This window comes from Kitasatospora sp. NPDC048239, from assembly GCF_043202015.1.
Classification (GTDB): Bacteria; Actinomycetota; Actinomycetes; order Streptomycetales; family Streptomycetaceae; genus Kitasatospora.
On record NZ_JBICZP010000002.1, the window covers coordinates 478,547 to 494,282 of the forward strand.

The 15,736-nt window shown below is 70.4% G+C and carries 12 protein-coding genes; 8 read left to right on the forward strand and 4 right to left on the reverse strand.

The annotated features are described in order from the left end of the window. The first annotated feature begins 371 nt into the window (after positions 1–371). Positions 372–1,328 carry a helix-turn-helix domain-containing protein gene (locus ACGFZP_RS06265; RefSeq protein WP_392929136.1) on the forward strand — a complete coding sequence of 319 codons (957 nt, stop codon included), beginning with the start codon at positions 372–374 and terminating at the stop codon, positions 1,326–1,328. Positions 1,329–1,373: 45 nt separating this feature from the next. On the opposite strand, the gene ACGFZP_RS06270 is transcribed toward ACGFZP_RS06265, so the two are convergent. The 4 genes from ACGFZP_RS06270 to ACGFZP_RS06285 form a co-directional block, all read right to left on the reverse strand. Continuing rightward, positions 1,374–2,153: a histidine phosphatase family protein gene (locus ACGFZP_RS06270; RefSeq protein WP_392929137.1), complete on the reverse strand. Its 780-nt coding sequence runs from the start codon at positions 2,151–2,153 to the stop codon at positions 1,374–1,376. 174 nt (positions 2,154–2,327) lie between these two features. Continuing rightward, positions 2,328–3,941, reverse strand: coding sequence for a monocarboxylate uptake permease MctP (gene mctP / locus ACGFZP_RS06275; RefSeq protein ID WP_392929138.1), 1,614 nt, complete (start codon positions 3,939–3,941; stop codon positions 2,328–2,330). Further along, complete coding sequence (locus tag ACGFZP_RS06280; RefSeq protein WP_392929140.1) at positions 3,938–4,201, reverse strand: DUF3311 domain-containing protein; 264 nt, start codon at positions 4,199–4,201, stop codon at positions 3,938–3,940. Before ACGFZP_RS06280 ends, mctP begins: the two co-directional genes overlap by 4 nt. 281 nt (positions 4,202–4,482) lie before the next feature. Further along, positions 4,483–5,274, reverse strand: coding sequence for a GntR family transcriptional regulator (locus tag ACGFZP_RS06285; RefSeq protein WP_392929142.1), 792 nt, complete (start codon positions 5,272–5,274; stop codon positions 4,483–4,485). A 336-nt stretch (positions 5,275–5,610) separates the two neighbouring features. On the opposite strand from ACGFZP_RS06285, the gene ACGFZP_RS06290 reads away from it, so the two are divergent. From ACGFZP_RS06290 to ACGFZP_RS06320, 7 genes are all read left to right on the forward strand, one after another. After that, complete coding sequence (locus ACGFZP_RS06290; protein WP_392929144.1) at positions 5,611–6,903, forward strand: extracellular solute-binding protein; 1,293 nt, start codon at positions 5,611–5,613, stop codon at positions 6,901–6,903. A 91-nt stretch (positions 6,904–6,994) separates the two neighbouring features. Further along, on the forward strand, positions 6,995–8,020 hold the full coding sequence (locus ACGFZP_RS06295; protein WP_392929146.1) for a carbohydrate ABC transporter permease: 1,026 nt from the start codon (positions 6,995–6,997) through the stop codon (positions 8,018–8,020). After that, a complete protein-coding gene (locus ACGFZP_RS06300; protein ID WP_392929148.1) occupies positions 8,017–8,847 on the forward strand; it encodes a carbohydrate ABC transporter permease in 831 nt (276 codons plus the stop codon). Before ACGFZP_RS06295 ends, ACGFZP_RS06300 begins: the two co-directional genes overlap by 4 nt. Before the next feature lie 6 nt (positions 8,848–8,853). Next, positions 8,854–10,407, forward strand: a complete 1,554-nt coding sequence (locus ACGFZP_RS06305; protein ID WP_392929150.1) for a glycoside hydrolase family 3 protein — start codon at positions 8,854–8,856, stop codon at positions 10,405–10,407. A gap of 452 nt (positions 10,408–10,859) precedes the next feature. Then, a complete protein-coding gene (locus tag ACGFZP_RS06310) occupies positions 10,860–12,137 on the forward strand; it encodes an extracellular solute-binding protein (RefSeq protein WP_392929664.1) in 1,278 nt (425 codons plus the stop codon). A gap of 190 nt (positions 12,138–12,327) precedes the next feature. Continuing rightward, entirely contained in the window at positions 12,328–13,386 is a 1,059-nt protein-coding gene (locus tag ACGFZP_RS06315) for an SIS domain-containing protein (RefSeq protein ID WP_392929151.1), read from the forward strand. Positions 13,387–13,781: 395 nt separating this feature from the next. After that, positions 13,782–15,302, forward strand: coding sequence for a sensor histidine kinase (locus ACGFZP_RS06320; protein ID WP_387945049.1), 1,521 nt, complete (start codon positions 13,782–13,784; stop codon positions 15,300–15,302). Positions 15,303–15,736 lie beyond the last annotated feature (434 nt).

Below are 15,736 nucleotides of genomic sequence, written 5' to 3' on the forward strand. Positions count from 1 at the left end.
GGGCGGTCGGCGGCGGGCAGCGCGGGGGAGTCGGCGGCGGGGTCGGCGGACGGGCGCAGGGAGGCGGCCGGCATGGTGCCGTACAGCCGGTCGGGCAGGGCGGGGTCGGCGGGGTAGCCGCCGGGCCGGTGCCAGTTGTCGCGGCCGGCGGCGGTGCCCCGGGCGACCTCCCGGCCGATCAGGGTGCCGAGCAGGCCGAACCCGCCGACGGCACCGGCGAGGGCGAGGGCGCTTGCGAGTGTGTCGGAGTCCATGGCTCCACTCTCGCGGGGCCGTCCGGACAGCACGAGTGGCAGGAATGACCGATTGCATCGAAATACTGCCACCCGACCCCTTCCCCCCGGGCCGCCCGGGAGGGCATCCTGGGCGGCATGCTGACGAACGTGGTCGCGGTGGTCCTGGAGGAGCTCCACCCCTTCGAACTCGGGGTGGCCTGCGAGGTCTTCGGCCTGGACCGCACCGAGGAGGGCCTGCCCGGGTACGACTTCGCGATCGCCGGGGCCCGGACCGGTCCGCACCGCACCCACGCGGGCTTCACGGTGGACGTCCCGCACGGCCCGGAGCGGCTGGCCGAGGCCGACCTGGTGATCGTCACGGCGACGGGCCTGCGCCCGCAGTACCCGCAACCGCTGGTCGACGCCCTCCGGTCGGCCGTGGACGGCGGCGCCCGGGTGCTGTCGATCTGCAGCGGCGCCTTCGTCCTCGGCGCCGCCGGGCTGCTCGACGGCCGCCGCTCCACCACGCACTGGCGGCACGCCGAGGAGCTGGCCCGGCGCTTCCCGCTGACCACGGTCGAGCCGGACGTGCTCTACGTGGACGACGACCCGGTGATCACCTCGGCCGGGACGGCGGCCGGCATCGACGCCTGTCTGCACCTGGTGCGCCGGTTCCAGGGGGCCGAGGTGGCCCGGGGGATCGCCCGCCGGATGGTGGTGGCGCCGCACCGCGAGGGCGGGCAGGCCCAGTTCGTGGCCCGCCCGCTGCCCGAGGGCGACGGCGACTCGCTCGCCCCGCTGCTCGACTGGATGCGCCACCACCTGGACGAGGAGTCCACCGTGGAGCAGCTCGCCGCCCGGGTCCACATGTCGCCGCGCACCTTCGCCCGCCGCTTCCAGCAGGAGACCGGCACCACCCCGCACCGCTGGCTCACCGGGCAGCGCCTGCTGCTCGCGCAGCGGATGCTGGAGTCCACCACCGAATCGGTGGACGTGATCGCGGCCAGCTGCGGCTTCGGCAACGCGGCCACCCTGCGCCACCACTTCGGGCGCCGGCTGGGCACGACCCCGCTGGCCTACCGCCGCTGCTTCGCCGAGCCCGTCGCCGGCTGAGCCCGTCGCCTTCCGGGCCGGCGCCGCGGCGCCGGACAGGGCGGGCTACCGGGTGCCCTCCAGGTGCCCGGTGTCGTTCCAGTGCGCCGGCTGCAGCCGCCCGCCCTCGGCGCGCCAGATGCTGGTGGAGCAGTTGCGCACCGGCTCCAGCGCGGTGAGCCGGGCCTCGGTCAGCCGGTCCAGCACGTACCGGAGCATCAGCACCGTGCAGTCGTGCCCGACCAGCAGCACCGGCCGCCCGGCCTCCTCCTCGCCCAGGTCGCGCAGCAGCCCGCGCATCCGCAGCGCCACGTCGGCCCAGGACTCGCCGCCGGGCGGCCGGTAGTACAGCTCGCCCATCTTGCGCCGTCTGGCGGCCTCCTCGGGGTACTTGGCCTCGATCGCGGCCTTGGTCAGCATCTCCAGCACGCCCAGTTCGCGGTCGCGCAGCCGCTCGTCGTAGCGCACGTTCAGCGAGACCGGTACCGCGCCGAGCCCGGCGGCCTGGGCGAGCGCGATCCGGGCCGTCTCGGTGGTGCGGACGTACGGCGAGCACCAGACGCTGCGCGGGCGGTCGGCGCTGGGCAGGGCGGCCCACCACAGGCCCAGCGCCTGGGCCTGCTGCTGGCCGTGCAGCGAGAGCGGGATGTCCGCGTCCCGGCAGCTGATCGGCACGCTCAGCGCGTCGGCCGCCTCGGCCAGCTGGAACTCCACGTTGGCGGTGGACTCGCCGTGCCGGGTGGCGATCAGGACGGACGGCAGCCGGTGGGCGGCGGCCGGTGCGGTGGGCGGTGCGCCGTGGGTGGACTGGTACTGGCCGTTGAGGGTGGTGCCGAGTTCTGCCATCGCCGCTTCTCCCCGTGGTCGATGCCGGTGCGATCAGTTGCCGGCCGTCCGGCGGTCCGGTCTGGTCGTGCTGGATGGTGCTCTGGGTGTGCGGCCGTTCATACATATGATCGCGCCGCCTTCTCCAGTGTTCACGGAGAAGGCGGCGCGATCACAGGGCGCGCGCGGGGCGTATCAGTGCGCCGCCACGGGCTCCGGCGCGTTCTTCAGCTCTTCGTCGCCGGTTTCGGCGCTGTAGTCGCCCGGACGGGTCTCGTCCGGGCTCTCCGGGGCCTTGAGCGCCCGCAGCACCACCGTGAGCACCACCGAGACCAGCAGGTTGAGCACGAAGGCGGTCAGGCCGATGTAGCCCAGCTCGCCGATGCCGGGGATCTCGGTGGCGTTGCCGCCGAAGTGCTTGGTCGCCGGGCTGGCCAGGCCGTACGCCTGCCAGGTCCCGTAGACCATGCCGGCCGCCCACCCGGCGAACAGCGCCCAGTGGTGGAACCAGCGGGTGAACAGGCCGCCGACGATGGAGACGAAGGTCTGCAGGATCCACAGGCCGCCGAGCAGCTGCAGGTTGATCGCGGCCTGCTTGTCCATGGTGAGCACGAAGACCAGCGCGCCGACCTTCACCAGCAGCGAGGCGAGCTTGGCGACCCTGGTCTCGTCGGCGGGGGTGGCGGTGGGCTTCAGGTACTCCTTGTAGACGTTGCGGGTGAAGAGGTTGGCCGCGGCGATCGACATGATGGCGGCCGGCACCAGCGCGCCGATCCCGATCGCGGCGAAGGCGACGCCGGTGAACCAGTCCGGGAACATGTTCTCGAACAGCTGCGGCACCGAGAGCTGGGTGTTGAACTTCTTGTCGCCCTTGCCGACGCCCGCCGCGATCGCCATGAAGCCGAGCAGCGCCAGCAGGCCCAGCATCAGCGAGTAGGCGGGCATGATCGCCATGTTGCGGCGCACGGTGTTGCGGGACTTGGAGGCCAGCACGCCGGTCACCGAGTGCGGGTACATGAACAGCGCCATCGCCGAGCCGAGCGCCAGTGTGGCGTACGTCCACTGCTTGTTCTCCGGCACCGTCAGCGAGCCGGCTGCCTTGGGCGCGCTGAACTTCTCGCCGACCGCGTCGAAGATGTGCCCGTAGCCGCCGAGCCGCATCGGGATGTAGATCACCGCGACGATGATCACGATGTAGATCAGGGTGTCCTTGACGAAGGCGATCAGCGCCGGCGCCCGCAGCCCGGAGGAGTAGGTGTACGCCGCCAGCACGCCGAAGGCGATGAACAGCGGCAGGTCCTTGACGAACCAGTTGGCGTTCTCGCCGCCGCCGACGCCCAGCACGTCCAGCACCGCCTGGATGCCGACCAGCTGCAGGGCGATGTACGGCATGGTGGCCAGGATCCCGGTCAGCGCCACCACGAGGGACAGCGGCCTGGAGCCGTAGCGCCCGCGCACGAAGTCGGCCGGGGTGACGTAGCCGTGCACCCGGGAGACCGACCAGAGCCGGGGCAGGAAGAGGAAGACCAGCGGGTAGGCGATGATCGTGTACGGCACCGCGAAGAACCCGGCCGCGCCGGTCGCGTAGACGGCCGCCGGGACGGCGACGAAGGTGTACGCGGTGTAGAGGTCCCCGCCGAGCAGGAACCAGGTGATCCAGGTCCCGAAGCTGCGGCCGCCCAGGCCCCACTCGTCCAGGTGCTGGGCGTCGTCCGCCCGGCGCCAGCGCGAGGCGAGGAAGCCCATCACGGTGACCAGCGCGAAGAACAGCAGGAAGACGACCAGGGCGGGCACGTTGACGCCGTTCATCGCGCGCCACCCGCCTTGCGGAGGGCCTTGCGGGCCTTCTCGTCCCGGTTGATCAGCAGGTACGCGGCCACCGTGAAGACGGCCGAGATCGGCACCCAGAGCAGCTGGTACCAGTAGAAGAAGGGGACCCCGCCGACCTCGGGGTCGGTCTTGTCGTAGGAGGACACCCAGAGCATCGCGACGATCGGCACGAGCAGGGCGAGTCCGGCCAGCACCCGCTCCGGCGTGACGGCCGGGATCGCCCCTGGTGGCTCGGGCATGACAGGTTCGGTGGGATGGAGGTCTGACGACATGGTTCGGCTCCGCTCCGGAGGGGTCACCCCGTCGGCGCCGCAGCCCAGCGGGCACCGCACACCCCCCTGAGCCCGCCGAGCAGCACCACTGGTGATCGACAGTCAGTACGGGTGCGAAATCTAGAGCATGGAGTGATCTGTGTCACCGGGAATGGCGGAACTTCCCGCTATCCGGACGCGCGCGAGCCCCGGCACGCGCTTCGCGCGCCGGGGCTCGGCAGCTCAGGGGGGCCGGGGCGGCCGGAGGGCTACTCCGGGCGCTTGAGGCGGGTGATGAACTTGTAGCGGTCGCCGCGGTAGATCGAGCGGACCCACTCGACCGGCTGGCCCTCGGCGTCGAAGGAGTGCCGGGAGAGCTGGAGCATCGGCAGCCCGAGGTCGGAGCCGAGCAGGCCGGCCTCGCGCGGGTTGGCGAGGGTGGTCTCGATGGTCTCCTCGGCCTCGGCCACGGTCACCGAGTACACCTCGCGCAGGGCGGTGTACAGGGAGTTGTGCTTGGCGAGGTTGCGGCGCAGCGCGGGGAAGCGCTTGGCCGAGAGGTGGGCGACCTCGATGGCCATCGGGTCGCCGTTGGCCAGGCGCAGGCGCTCGATCCGCAGCACCCGGCCGCCGGGCTTGATGTCCAGCAGCGGGGCGAGGTGCTCGTCGGCGGTGATGTAGCCGATCTCGATCAGCCGGGAGGTGGGCTCCAGGCCCTGGGCCCGCATGTCCTCGGTGTAGGAGGTCAGTTGGAGGGCCTGGGCGACCTTGGGCTTGGCGACGAAGGTGCCCTTGCCCTGGATGCGCTCCAGCCGGCCCTCGACGACCAGCTCCTGGAGGGCCTGGCGCACGGTGGTGCGCGAGGTGTCGAACTGGGCGGCCAGTGCCCGCTCGGGCGGTACCGGGGTGCCGGCGGGCTGGGTCTCGGTGAGCTGCAGCAGGTGGCGCTTGAGGCCGTAGTACTTCGGCACCCGTGCGGTGGCGTCCCCGGCGGGCTGGCCCTGGAGGCTCTTCTCCTGGGGGTCGTTCACCTGGGCCGTGCTGCCCCCGTCGCTGCTCATCGGACCTGTCTCCCGCTTCTTACAGGGCCTGTAGGTGCCCCGCCATATCGTTAACGGCTCACATCGTTGCATGTATGGCTACGGAACGAATACCTCATCACGCGATGAACGATGTGCGGTGTCGGCTTGATAACGGGTGGTCCTGATAGGTCGAACAGCCGTTGACAGGCCCATTGGTCTAGGCCAAGCTCCAGGCATCTGGTCTACACCACTAGGCCGGTAACTATGAATCCCCCCACCCGTTCGCTGGGGACCGCGGCACCTTTCCTCCCGCTTTATGTGGGTCTGCCGCTGCCACCCGACGGGGGTAACCCAGGCATCCCTCAGGAGGATGGCGTGAAGCGTCAGCTCATCGCGGCGGTCGGCGTCGCAGCAATGGTCGTCGGCCTGGCGGCCTGCGGCTCGGACGGCAAGAAGGACAGCGACAACACCGCGAGCGGTTCGTCCTCCTCCGCCGCCACCAAGAACTACAGTGGCAAGACGCTGACCGTGTGGACGATGGACGGTTCCGCCCCCAAGGGTTGGACGGACTCGGTCAAGGCCGACTTCGAGACCGCCTACCCGGGCTCCAAGGTCGACTTCCAGGTCCAGCCGTGGAACGGCATCGGCCCGAAGGTCACCGCCGGTCTGTCCGAGGGCTCGGTCGACGTCCTCGAGGTCGGCAACACCCAGACCGCGGGCTACGCCGCCACCGGTGGTCTGCTCGACATCACCAAGGACAAGGCCGCCCTGGGCGGGGCCGACTGGGCCGCCAACCAGAACGAGGCCGCGATCCTGGACGGCAAGCAGTACGCCGCCCCGTGGTTCGTCACCAACCGCGTCGTCGCCTACAACAAGGACCTGTGGACCAAGGCCGGCCTGACCGCCACGCCGAAGACCCTGGACGAGCTCTACGCGGACTTCGACAAGCTGAAGGCCACCGCGGGCGTCACCGACGCGATCTACATGCCGGGCCAGGAGTGGTACGTCTACTTCGGTCTCCTCACCAGCGAGGGTGGCAAGCTCGCCAAGAAGGAGGGCGACAAGTGGGTCGGCGGTCTGTCCTCCCCCGAGGCGCAGAAGGCCTTCGAGACCTACAAGAAGCTGCAGAGCTACTCGACCACCGCTCCGAAGGACAAGGACGAGGCCACCCCGCAGCAGAAGGACGTCTTCGGCAAGGGTGACATCGGCGCCATGATCGGCCTCGGCTGGGAGCTCCCGGACGAGAAGACCATGCCGAAGGACAAGATCGGCTTCTTCCCGCTCCCGGGCAAGACCGCCGACAAGGCCTCCAGCGTCTTCCTCGGCGGCTCGAACCTGGCGATCTCGGCGACCAGCAAGAACACCGAGATGGCGAAGGACTTCCTGAAGATCGCCCTCAACGACAAGAACGAGGGTCTGGTCGCCGCCGCGGGCAACGTCCCGAACAAGGCCGCGCTGAACAGCCAGGTCGCCGGCGACTTCGCCAAGGCCGCCCTCCCGGCCGCCTCCAACGGTGCGATCACCCCGAACGTCCCGACCTGGGCGAGCGTCGAGAACGAGCCGAACCCGATCAAGGGCTTCCTGACCGGCGCCCTCACGGGTGACTACGCCGCGGCCGCCAAGAAGGCCGACGACGAGATCGCGAAGCGTCTGAACGCCAAGCAGTAAGCAAGTCGAGCGGCGTCGCTCACCGACTCCCGGCGGGGAGCCGGTGAGCGGCGCCTATCCGTCGTGGCCAGGTTGTTAGGAAGAGAGAACGATGGCTGTGCATTCGGAGCGGGTGCAGACACAGTCCCCGGAGTCAGGGAAGGCTGCTGTGGCCAGTACTGAGAAGGGTGCCGTCGTCGGCACCCATGGCACCCCGAAGAACAGCGGCAGACCGGCGGCCCGGGCCGGCATCGGCTCCCGCCTCCTGCCGTACCTGCTGCTGGCACCGGCCGTCGTGGCGACCCTGGCCCTGCTGGGCTGGCCGCTGCTCAAGACCGTGCTGCTGTCGTTCCAGAACCTCAACAGGCGGCAGTTCATCCTGCACCTGACCGAGTGGAACGGCCTGGAGAACTACACCGAGCAGCTCAAGGACCCGGACTTCTGGGCGGTCACCGGCCGCACGGTGGCGTTCACCGTGGTCAACGTGGTCCTGATCATGGTCGGCGGCACCCTGATCGGCCTGCTGCTCAACCGCCTCGGCAAGAAGATGCGGCTGCTGCTCTCGCTCTCGCTGATCCTCGCCTGGGCGATGCCGGTGGTCGCGGCGACCACCGTCTACACCTGGCTCTTTGACCAGCACTTCGGCGTGGTCAACTGGTTCCTGGACAAGCTGGGCTGGCACTCGATGGCCACCTTCAGCTGGACCGAGGGCCAGTACACGACGTTCTTCGTGATCATCCTGCTGATCGTCTGGGGCTCGGTCCCCTTCGTGGCCTTCAACATGTACGCCGCCCTGACCACCATCCCGAAGGAGCTCTACGAGGCCGCCCGGATGGACGGGGCCGGCGCGTTCAAGATCTTCGGCTCGGTGGTGTTCCCGAACCTGAAGCCCTTCTTCCTGGCCACGACCTTCCTTGAGGTCATCTGGGTGTTCAAGGCCTTCACGCAGGTCTACCTGATCAACCACGGCGGGCCCGACTCGCTCACCCGGACCCTCCCGGTCCACGCCTTCCTCGAAGGCAGCGGTGCCCAGCGCTTCGGCGTCGGCTCCGCGATCGCGGTGCTCACCATCCTGATGCTGGGTGCGCTGATGGCGTACTACTTCCGGATCATTCTGAAGCAGGAGGACGAGCTGTGAGGCGCTCGCTCATCGGACGTACCTGGCCGAACGTCATCGCGGTCGTCCTCTTCGTCTTCTTCATCTTCCCCGTCTACTGGATGTTCTCGACTGCCTTCAAGCAGGACAACGACATCATCAGCCGGACGCCGGTGTTCCTCCCGCTGAACCCGACCCTCGACCACTTCGACAAGGCCGTCCACGCCCCGAACTTCTGGACGTACGTCACCAACAGCCTCACCGTCACGATCAGCGCGGTGCTGATCTCGCTGGTGATCGCGACCCTGGCGTCGTTCGCCATCGCCCGGATGAAGTTCCGCGGACGCAAGACCTTCGTCCTGGTCGTCATGGTCGCCCAGATGGCGCCGTGGGAGGTCATGACCATCGGCGTCTACATGATCTCCCGCGACAACGACCTGCTGAACAGCCTCGTCCCGCTGACCATCTTCTACATGATGATGGTCCTGCCCTTCACGATCTGGACGCTGCGCGGCTTCATCGCCGCGGTGCCCAAGGAGCTGGAGGAGTCGGCGATGGTGGACGGCTGCACCCGCAGCCAGGCCTTCGTGAAGGTGATCTTCCCGCTGCTGGCCCCGGGCCTGATGTCCACCTCGCTGTTCGGCTTCATCACCGCCTGGAACGAGTTCCCGCTCGTCCTGTGGCTGAACAAGAAGGCCGAGAGCCAGACCCTCCCGCTCTGGCTGTCCTCGTTCCAGACCAACTTCGGCACGGACTGGGGCGCCACCATGGCCGCCTCGACCCTGTTCGCCATCCCGATCCTGATCCTGTTCGTCTTCCTGCAGCGCAAGGCTGTCGGCGGACTGACCGACGGCGCCGTGAAGGGCTGATCGACCGTGAGCATCCTCATCCCCACACTCCCGGTCAGTGACCAGCTGCACCGCGACGCCCTGACCGTCCTCCAGCCCGGCTTCGTCGGCACCGAGCCGCCCGAGTGGCTGCGCCGCCACCTGGAGGCCGGCCTCGGCTCGGTCGCGCTGTTCGACCGCAACGTGACCGACCTGGAGCAGCTCTCGGCGCTCACCTCGGCGCTGCGCGCGGAGAACCCCGACCTGCTGATCGCGATCGACGAGGAGAGCGGCGACGTCACCCGGCTGGAGGCGGGCTCGGGCTCGTCCTGGCCCGGCAACTTCGCCCTCGGCGCGATCGACGACCCGGCGCTGACCCGCGACGTGGCCCGCGAGCTGGGCCGGGCGCTGGCCGCCGCCGGCGTCAACTACAACTGGGCGCCCACCGCGGACGTCAACTCCAACCCGCGCAACCCGGTGATCGGCGTCCGCTCCTTCGGCGCCGACCCGGAGCTGTGCGCCCGGCACACCGCCGCCTGGGTGGAGGGCCTGCAGTCGGCCGGCGTGGCCGCCTGCTCCAAGCACTTCCCCGGGCACGGCGACACCGCGGTCGACTCGCACCACGGCCTGCCGGTGATCGACGTCGACCTGGACGTGCTGCGCGCCCGCGACCTGATCCCGTTCGAGGCCGCGATCGCGGCCGGGACGAAGGCCGTGATGACGGCCCACATCATGATCCCGGCGCTCGACCCCAAGCTCCCGGCCACGCTCAGCCCCCGGGTGCTGCGCGACCTGCTGCGGGCCGCCCCGGCCGACGGCGGCCTCGGCTACCAGGGCCTGATCGTCAGCGACGCGATCGAGATGGGTGCCATCGCCGACACCTTCGGCATGGGCGACGGCACCGTGCTGGCCCTGGCGGCCGGCGCGGACGCGATCTGCGTCGGCGGCGGGCTGGCCGACGAGGAGACGGTGCTGCTGCTGCGCGACGCCATCGTGTCGGGCGTGCAGGCCGGACTGCTCCCCGAGGAGCGGCTGGCGGACGCCGCCGCCCGGGTGCGCGCACTCGGCAGCTGGGGCCGGATCGAGGCCCAGGGCGAGCGGCTGGAGCCCGACCTGGCGGTCGGCCTGCGGGCCGCCCGCCGGGCGCTGCGAGTGGTCCGGGCACCGGGCCGGGAGGCCCTTCCGGTGACCGAGCGCCCGTACGTGGCCTCGTTCTCCGCCGAGCCCAACATCGCGGTCGGGGACGTCACCCCGTGGGGCGTGGCCGGCATGCTGGCCGACCGCTTCCCCGGCACCCGGACCCTGGAGGTCGGCCCGGACACCGCCGACGCGCAGCGGCTGGAGGCCGTGGTCGCCGAGGTGGTGGCCGGCGCCGAGGGCCGCCGCCTGGTGCTGGTGGTCCGCGACGCCCACCGGCACGAGTGGATGTCCGCCGCGCTGTCCCGTCTGGTGGCGGCCCGTCCGGACGCCGCGGTGGTCGAGATGGGCCTGCCGCAGTCCGAGCCGGTCGGCGCGCTGCACATCGCCACCCACGGTGCCGCCCGGGTCTGCGGGCTGGCGGCCGTCGAGGTGCTCACCGGGCAGCCGGGAGCGATCGGCTGAGTCCACGTCGGATCGGTCACCCGGGGTGCCGAGGGGCACCTTAAGAGCGGGCCCGTCATGCGCATGGCGCATGACGGGCCCGCTCTGTTTTCGCCGCTGCTGACCTGCGGGTTCGCCACCTGTCGGTGTTCCCTCAAATCGGTCTTAAGTCAGCCTTAAGTTCTACTTAGGGTGATGGCGCCGCAACTGATCGCCACGGGCTACAACAGGTCTGCAACGGCCCCTCCGGGCAGGCCATTTGGCGTTGACACTGGCAGTGGTCTAGGCCAGAGTCCACTGCATCCGGTTCGAAATTAAACCTCACCGGATGTGGTATCAGCCCTTCCCGAAGCTCCTCGTTGCCATGCCCGGGCCGTTCCCGGCGGGCGCCATCACGCTGCCGGCGGGCACAGGCTCTAGCACCCTCGGAGGATGGCGTGAAGAAGCGTCGGCTCATCGCGACGTTCGGAACCATGGCGCTGGCCGCCGGACTGACGGCCTGTTCCTCGGGCGGTTCGCCGTCAGGGGACGCCAAGTCCGCCGGCATCGACCCGAAGACGGCCACCGGCACGGTCACCGTCTGGCTGATGGACGACGCCCAGAAGAACTGGCCCGACCTGGTGCAGCGGGTGAACGACGAGTTCGCCGCCAAGTACCCGCACGTCACCCTGAAGCTCTCCTACCAGGGGTGGGCCGACAAGGTCGGCAAGCTCGACAAGGCGATCGCCGACGGCAGCGCCCCGGACGTGGTGGAGCTCGGCAACACCGAGACCATGAAGTACGTCCTGTCCGGCGCGCTGGCTCCGGTGGAGCGGACCACCTTCGACAACGCGGACTCCTGGATCAAGGCGCTGGCCAACACCTGCACCTACCAGGACAAGCTGTGGTGCGTGCCGTACTACGCGGGCGCCCGGGTCGCGATCTACAACTCCGCGGCCTTCCAGGCGGCCACCGGCAGCGCCGACTTCCCCAAGACCGAGGACGACCTGCGGGCGGCCCTCGACAAGATCGCCGACAAGAACAAGGCGGACAAGACCTTCTCGCCGGTGTACCTGCCCGGCCCGTACTGGTACGCCGCGATGAGCTACGTCTCCGCGTACGGCGGCACCATCGCCCGGTTCGACAGCGCCGGCAACTGGCACGGCACCCTGCACGACGCCAAGTCCCAGCAGGGCATCAGCCACTTCGTCGACCTGGTGCGCAAGTACAACAAGGGCGACCTGGCGCTCAACGAGCAGAACCAGTTCGAGGCGATGGCCCGCGGGCACGCCGCGTCCTTCTACGGCAACGGCTACGAGGCGGCCAGCGTGACCGCCCCGGTCACCGGCGACCCGATCCTCAAGGACGCCGTCAAGGTGGCCACCATGCCCGGCCCGGAGGGCAAGCCGCTGCCGACCTTCATCGGCGGCTCGGACCTCGCCGTCACCGCCAAGTCGCCGTCCGCGGCGCTGGCCGCCGACTGGATCCGGCTGTTCACCAGCACCAAGTCGCAGCAGGCGCTGGCGGACAAGGACATCCTGCCGAACAACCTGACCCAGCTGAACCCGCTGAAGAGCAAGCCGGCCACCTCCGCCGCGGCCAACGCGGTGCCGGACGCCTGGTTCACCCCGCTGGCCCCCGGCTGGGGCGCGGTGGAGAAGCAGAAGATCCTGCCGGACATGCTGACCCAGATCCTCAAGGGCAAGACCGTGGACCAGGCCACCAAGGAGGCCGACGCCGCGATCGACCAGCTGATCAACAACCCGTCCTGACGGGTCCGCGGCGCCCTCGGGAGCGCCCCCCGGTCCACCGGGGGGCGCTCTCGAATGTGCTCCACGGGGGAGCCCCCCGTAGGATTGCCGCAGGAATCACCGCAGCGAGTGTGCGGACTCGCCGCCGTAGAGGTCCCGCCGGGCAATCCGCCCTGGCGGGGTAGAACCATCTCATCGGAGGCACATCCAGATGTCCGACACGCAGACTGTTTCCGTCCCGGGCCGGATCATGGCGGCGGAGATGGCCGAGCAGCCGGCCGTCCTCCAGCGCATCCTCGACGAGGGCGCCCCGAAGATCCGCGAGATCGCGGCCGAGATCGCCGCCCGCAACCCGCGCTTCGTCCTGCTCACCGCGCGCGGCACGTCCGACAACGCGGCCCTGTACGCCAAGTACCTGATCGAGATCCTGCTCGGCAAGCCGGCCGGCCTGACCTCGATGTCCACCACCACCGCGTACGGCGCCAAGCCGGACCTCACCGACGTGCTGGTGATCACCGTCAGCCAGTCGGGCGGCTCGCCCGACCTGGTGGCCTCCACCAAGGCCGCCCGCGAGGCCGGTGCCATCACCCTGGCGGTCACCAACAACGCCGCCTCGCCGCTGGCCGAGGTCTCCGAGTTCCACATCGACGTGCTGGCCGGTCCGGAGAAGGCCCTCCCGGCCACCAAGACCTACACCGCCGAGCTGCTGGCGCTCTACCTGCTGGTCGAGGGCCTGCGCGGCGGCGACGGCTCGGCCGCCAAGGAGCTGCCGGCCCTGGCCGCCGGCATCCTGGCCCGCCAGGCCGAGGTGAAGGCCCTGGCCGAGCGCTACCGCTTCGCGCAGCGCCTGGTCATCACCTCGCGCGGCTACGGCTACCCGACCGCCCGCGAGGCGGCGCTGAAGCTGATGGAGACCACCTACATCCCGGCCTCCCCGTTCTCCGGCGCCGACCTGCTGCACGGCCCGCTGGCCATGGTCGACAACGTCTCCCCGGTCATCGCCATCGTCCCGGACGGCAAGGGCGGCGAGGCCCTGCAGCCCGTCCTGGACCGCCTGCGCGGCCGTGGTGCGGACCTGGTGGTCATCGGCCAGCAGGCGCAGGTGGACGCCGCCTCCGCGGGCTTCGTGCTGCCGGCCGGCGTGCCCGAGGAGGTCCAGACGATCCTGGAGATCCTGCCGCTCCAGCAGCTGGCCTACGAGGTCACCATCGCCCGCGGCCAGGACCCGGACGCCCCGCGCGCCCTGGCGAAGGTCACCGAGACCCACTGACCCTCGCCCGTACGGCACAACGCCGAACCCCCGTCCACAGCCTGTGGACGGGGGTTCGGCGTTGTGTTGTGCCGTACGGGTCTGGAAAGCACTACGGGCCACGGCGCCGACACGGGACCCTCAACCCATGCGGCACCGCAGCCCGGAGCTGTCGTCGGGCGCCGGGCCGATCGAGAACTGTGCGGGGTCCTCGCTCGACGGCGTCCGACCGAGGAGCGGCCGCGCGCGGTCAGGGCAGTTGCGCGGTGGGCCTCTCCTTGGTGCCCTTTCATTGTGGACTAGACCAATCTGGGTTGTCCAGGGCTCCCCGAAAATTGGTCTGGACAACTTGGCGGACGCCCCGCCGGGCGGGTGCGAGGGGGCCCCGCCCGCACGGCTGGAGCTACCCTCGCCATGTGCCCTCGCTGAACGAACTCGTCCGCCGCCACACCACCCTGACCGGTGCCGATGTGGAGTGGCTCCACCTCCTGGTCTCGGAGTGGCAGCTGCTCTCCGACCTCTCCTTCGCCGACCTGGTCCTGTGGATCCCCACCTGGGACGGCATCCGGTACGTCTCGGTGGCCCAGATGCGGCCCAACACGGGCCCGACCTCCTACCAGGACGACATGGTCGGCCACCTCGTCCCGCGCGGCCGCCGGCCGCTGCTGGACGCCGCCTTCGACGAGGGGCGGATCGTGCGCGAGGGCGACCCGGAGTGGCGGGAGGAGGTGCCGGTCCGGGTCGAGTCGATCCCGGTCCGGCGCGAGGGCAAGGTGCTCGGCGTGATCGCCCGGAACACCAACCTGCTCACCGTCCGCACCCCCAGCAGGCTCGAACTCACCTATCTGCAGAGCGCCTCCGACCTGGCCCAGATGATCGCCGCCGGCACCTTCCCGTTCCCCGGGGCCGACCAGGCCGACATGGACGCCGCCCCCCGGGTCGGCGACGGCCTGATCCGGCTGGACGCCGACGGCGTCGTCACCTACGCCAGCCCCAACGCGCTCTCCGCCTACCACCGCCTCGGCCTCACCACCGACCTGGTCGGCAGCCACCTGGGCCGGGCCACCGCCGAGCTCGTCCCGCCCTCCCGGGCGGCCGTGCACGAGGCGCTGGTGAAGCTGGCGAGCGGCTGGGCGCCCCGTCAGACCGAGGTCGAGGTGCAGGGCGGGGTGGTCACCCTGCGGGCCATCCCGCTCAAGCCCAAGGGCACCCTGACCGGCTCCCTGGTGCTCTGCCGGGACGTCACCGAACTGCGCCGCCGCGACCGCGAACTGATGACCAAGGACGCCACCATCCGGGAGATCCACCACCGGGTGAAGAACAACCTCCAGACGGTGGCCGCGCTGCTGCGGCTGCAGTCCCGCCGGATGGACTCCGACGCCGGCCGGGCCGCGCTGGACGAGGCGGTCCGCCGGGTCGGCTCGATCGCGATCGTGCACGAGACGCTCTCCCAGGCGCTGGACGAGCAGGTGGCCTTCGACGAGATCGCCGACCGGGTGCTGGCGATGGTGATGGAGCTGTCCCAGGACGGCCGGGTGGCCACCCGCCGCAGCGGCAGCTTCGGCATCCTCTCCGCCGAGGTGGCGACCCCGCTGTCGATGGTGCTGACCGAGCTGCTGCAGAACGCGCTGGAGCACGCCTTCGGACCGTCCGCCTCCGGCAACCTGGAGGTCTCCGCCCTGCGCGGGCGGGCGCCGGCCACCGGTATGGGCTGGTCGGACAGCTGGAACGGCGGCGCCCGGCCGGAGGAGTACCTGCTGATCACCGTGCAGGACGACGGCCGGGGCATGCCGGAGGGCTTCGACCCGCAGACGGCGGGCAACCTCGGGCTGCAGATCGTGCGCACGCTGGCCACCGGCGAGCTGGGCGGCACCTTCGACATGGTGGCCGGGCCGAACGGCGGCACCAAGGTGATCCTGGAGATCCCGGTGCCCTGATGATCCCGGTGCCCTGATGCATTGAGGAGTGCGGACGGGGCGCGTGCCCGGCGGGAGCGCCGGGTGCGCGCAACCCGCTCCGGCGCGCGGAACCCCCGTGCGCCGAACGCCGTGCACGGTGAGAACGGGCGGAAACAGAAACGAGGCCCTGCCGACCGGGGGGGGGGTGGGTCGGCAGGGCCTCTCAACCCGTTCCGGCCGTCGGGGGGAGTCGGCCGGAGCGGGGGCTCTAGGTGGGACGACACCTCACCAGTGCGTTGCACACGGTGAGCGCCACAGCTCCACAATATTGCTCTAAGTGAACAGTATCAAGTGCCTGGGCGGCCCGGTGTCGTCGGACCTCAAGGAACAAGGTCCTTTGTGCGGAAGGCTTCGCCAGGAAGTGCAGGGAAGCCCTTGATCATGGGTTGATCGGTACTGCGGTCACTGCTGGT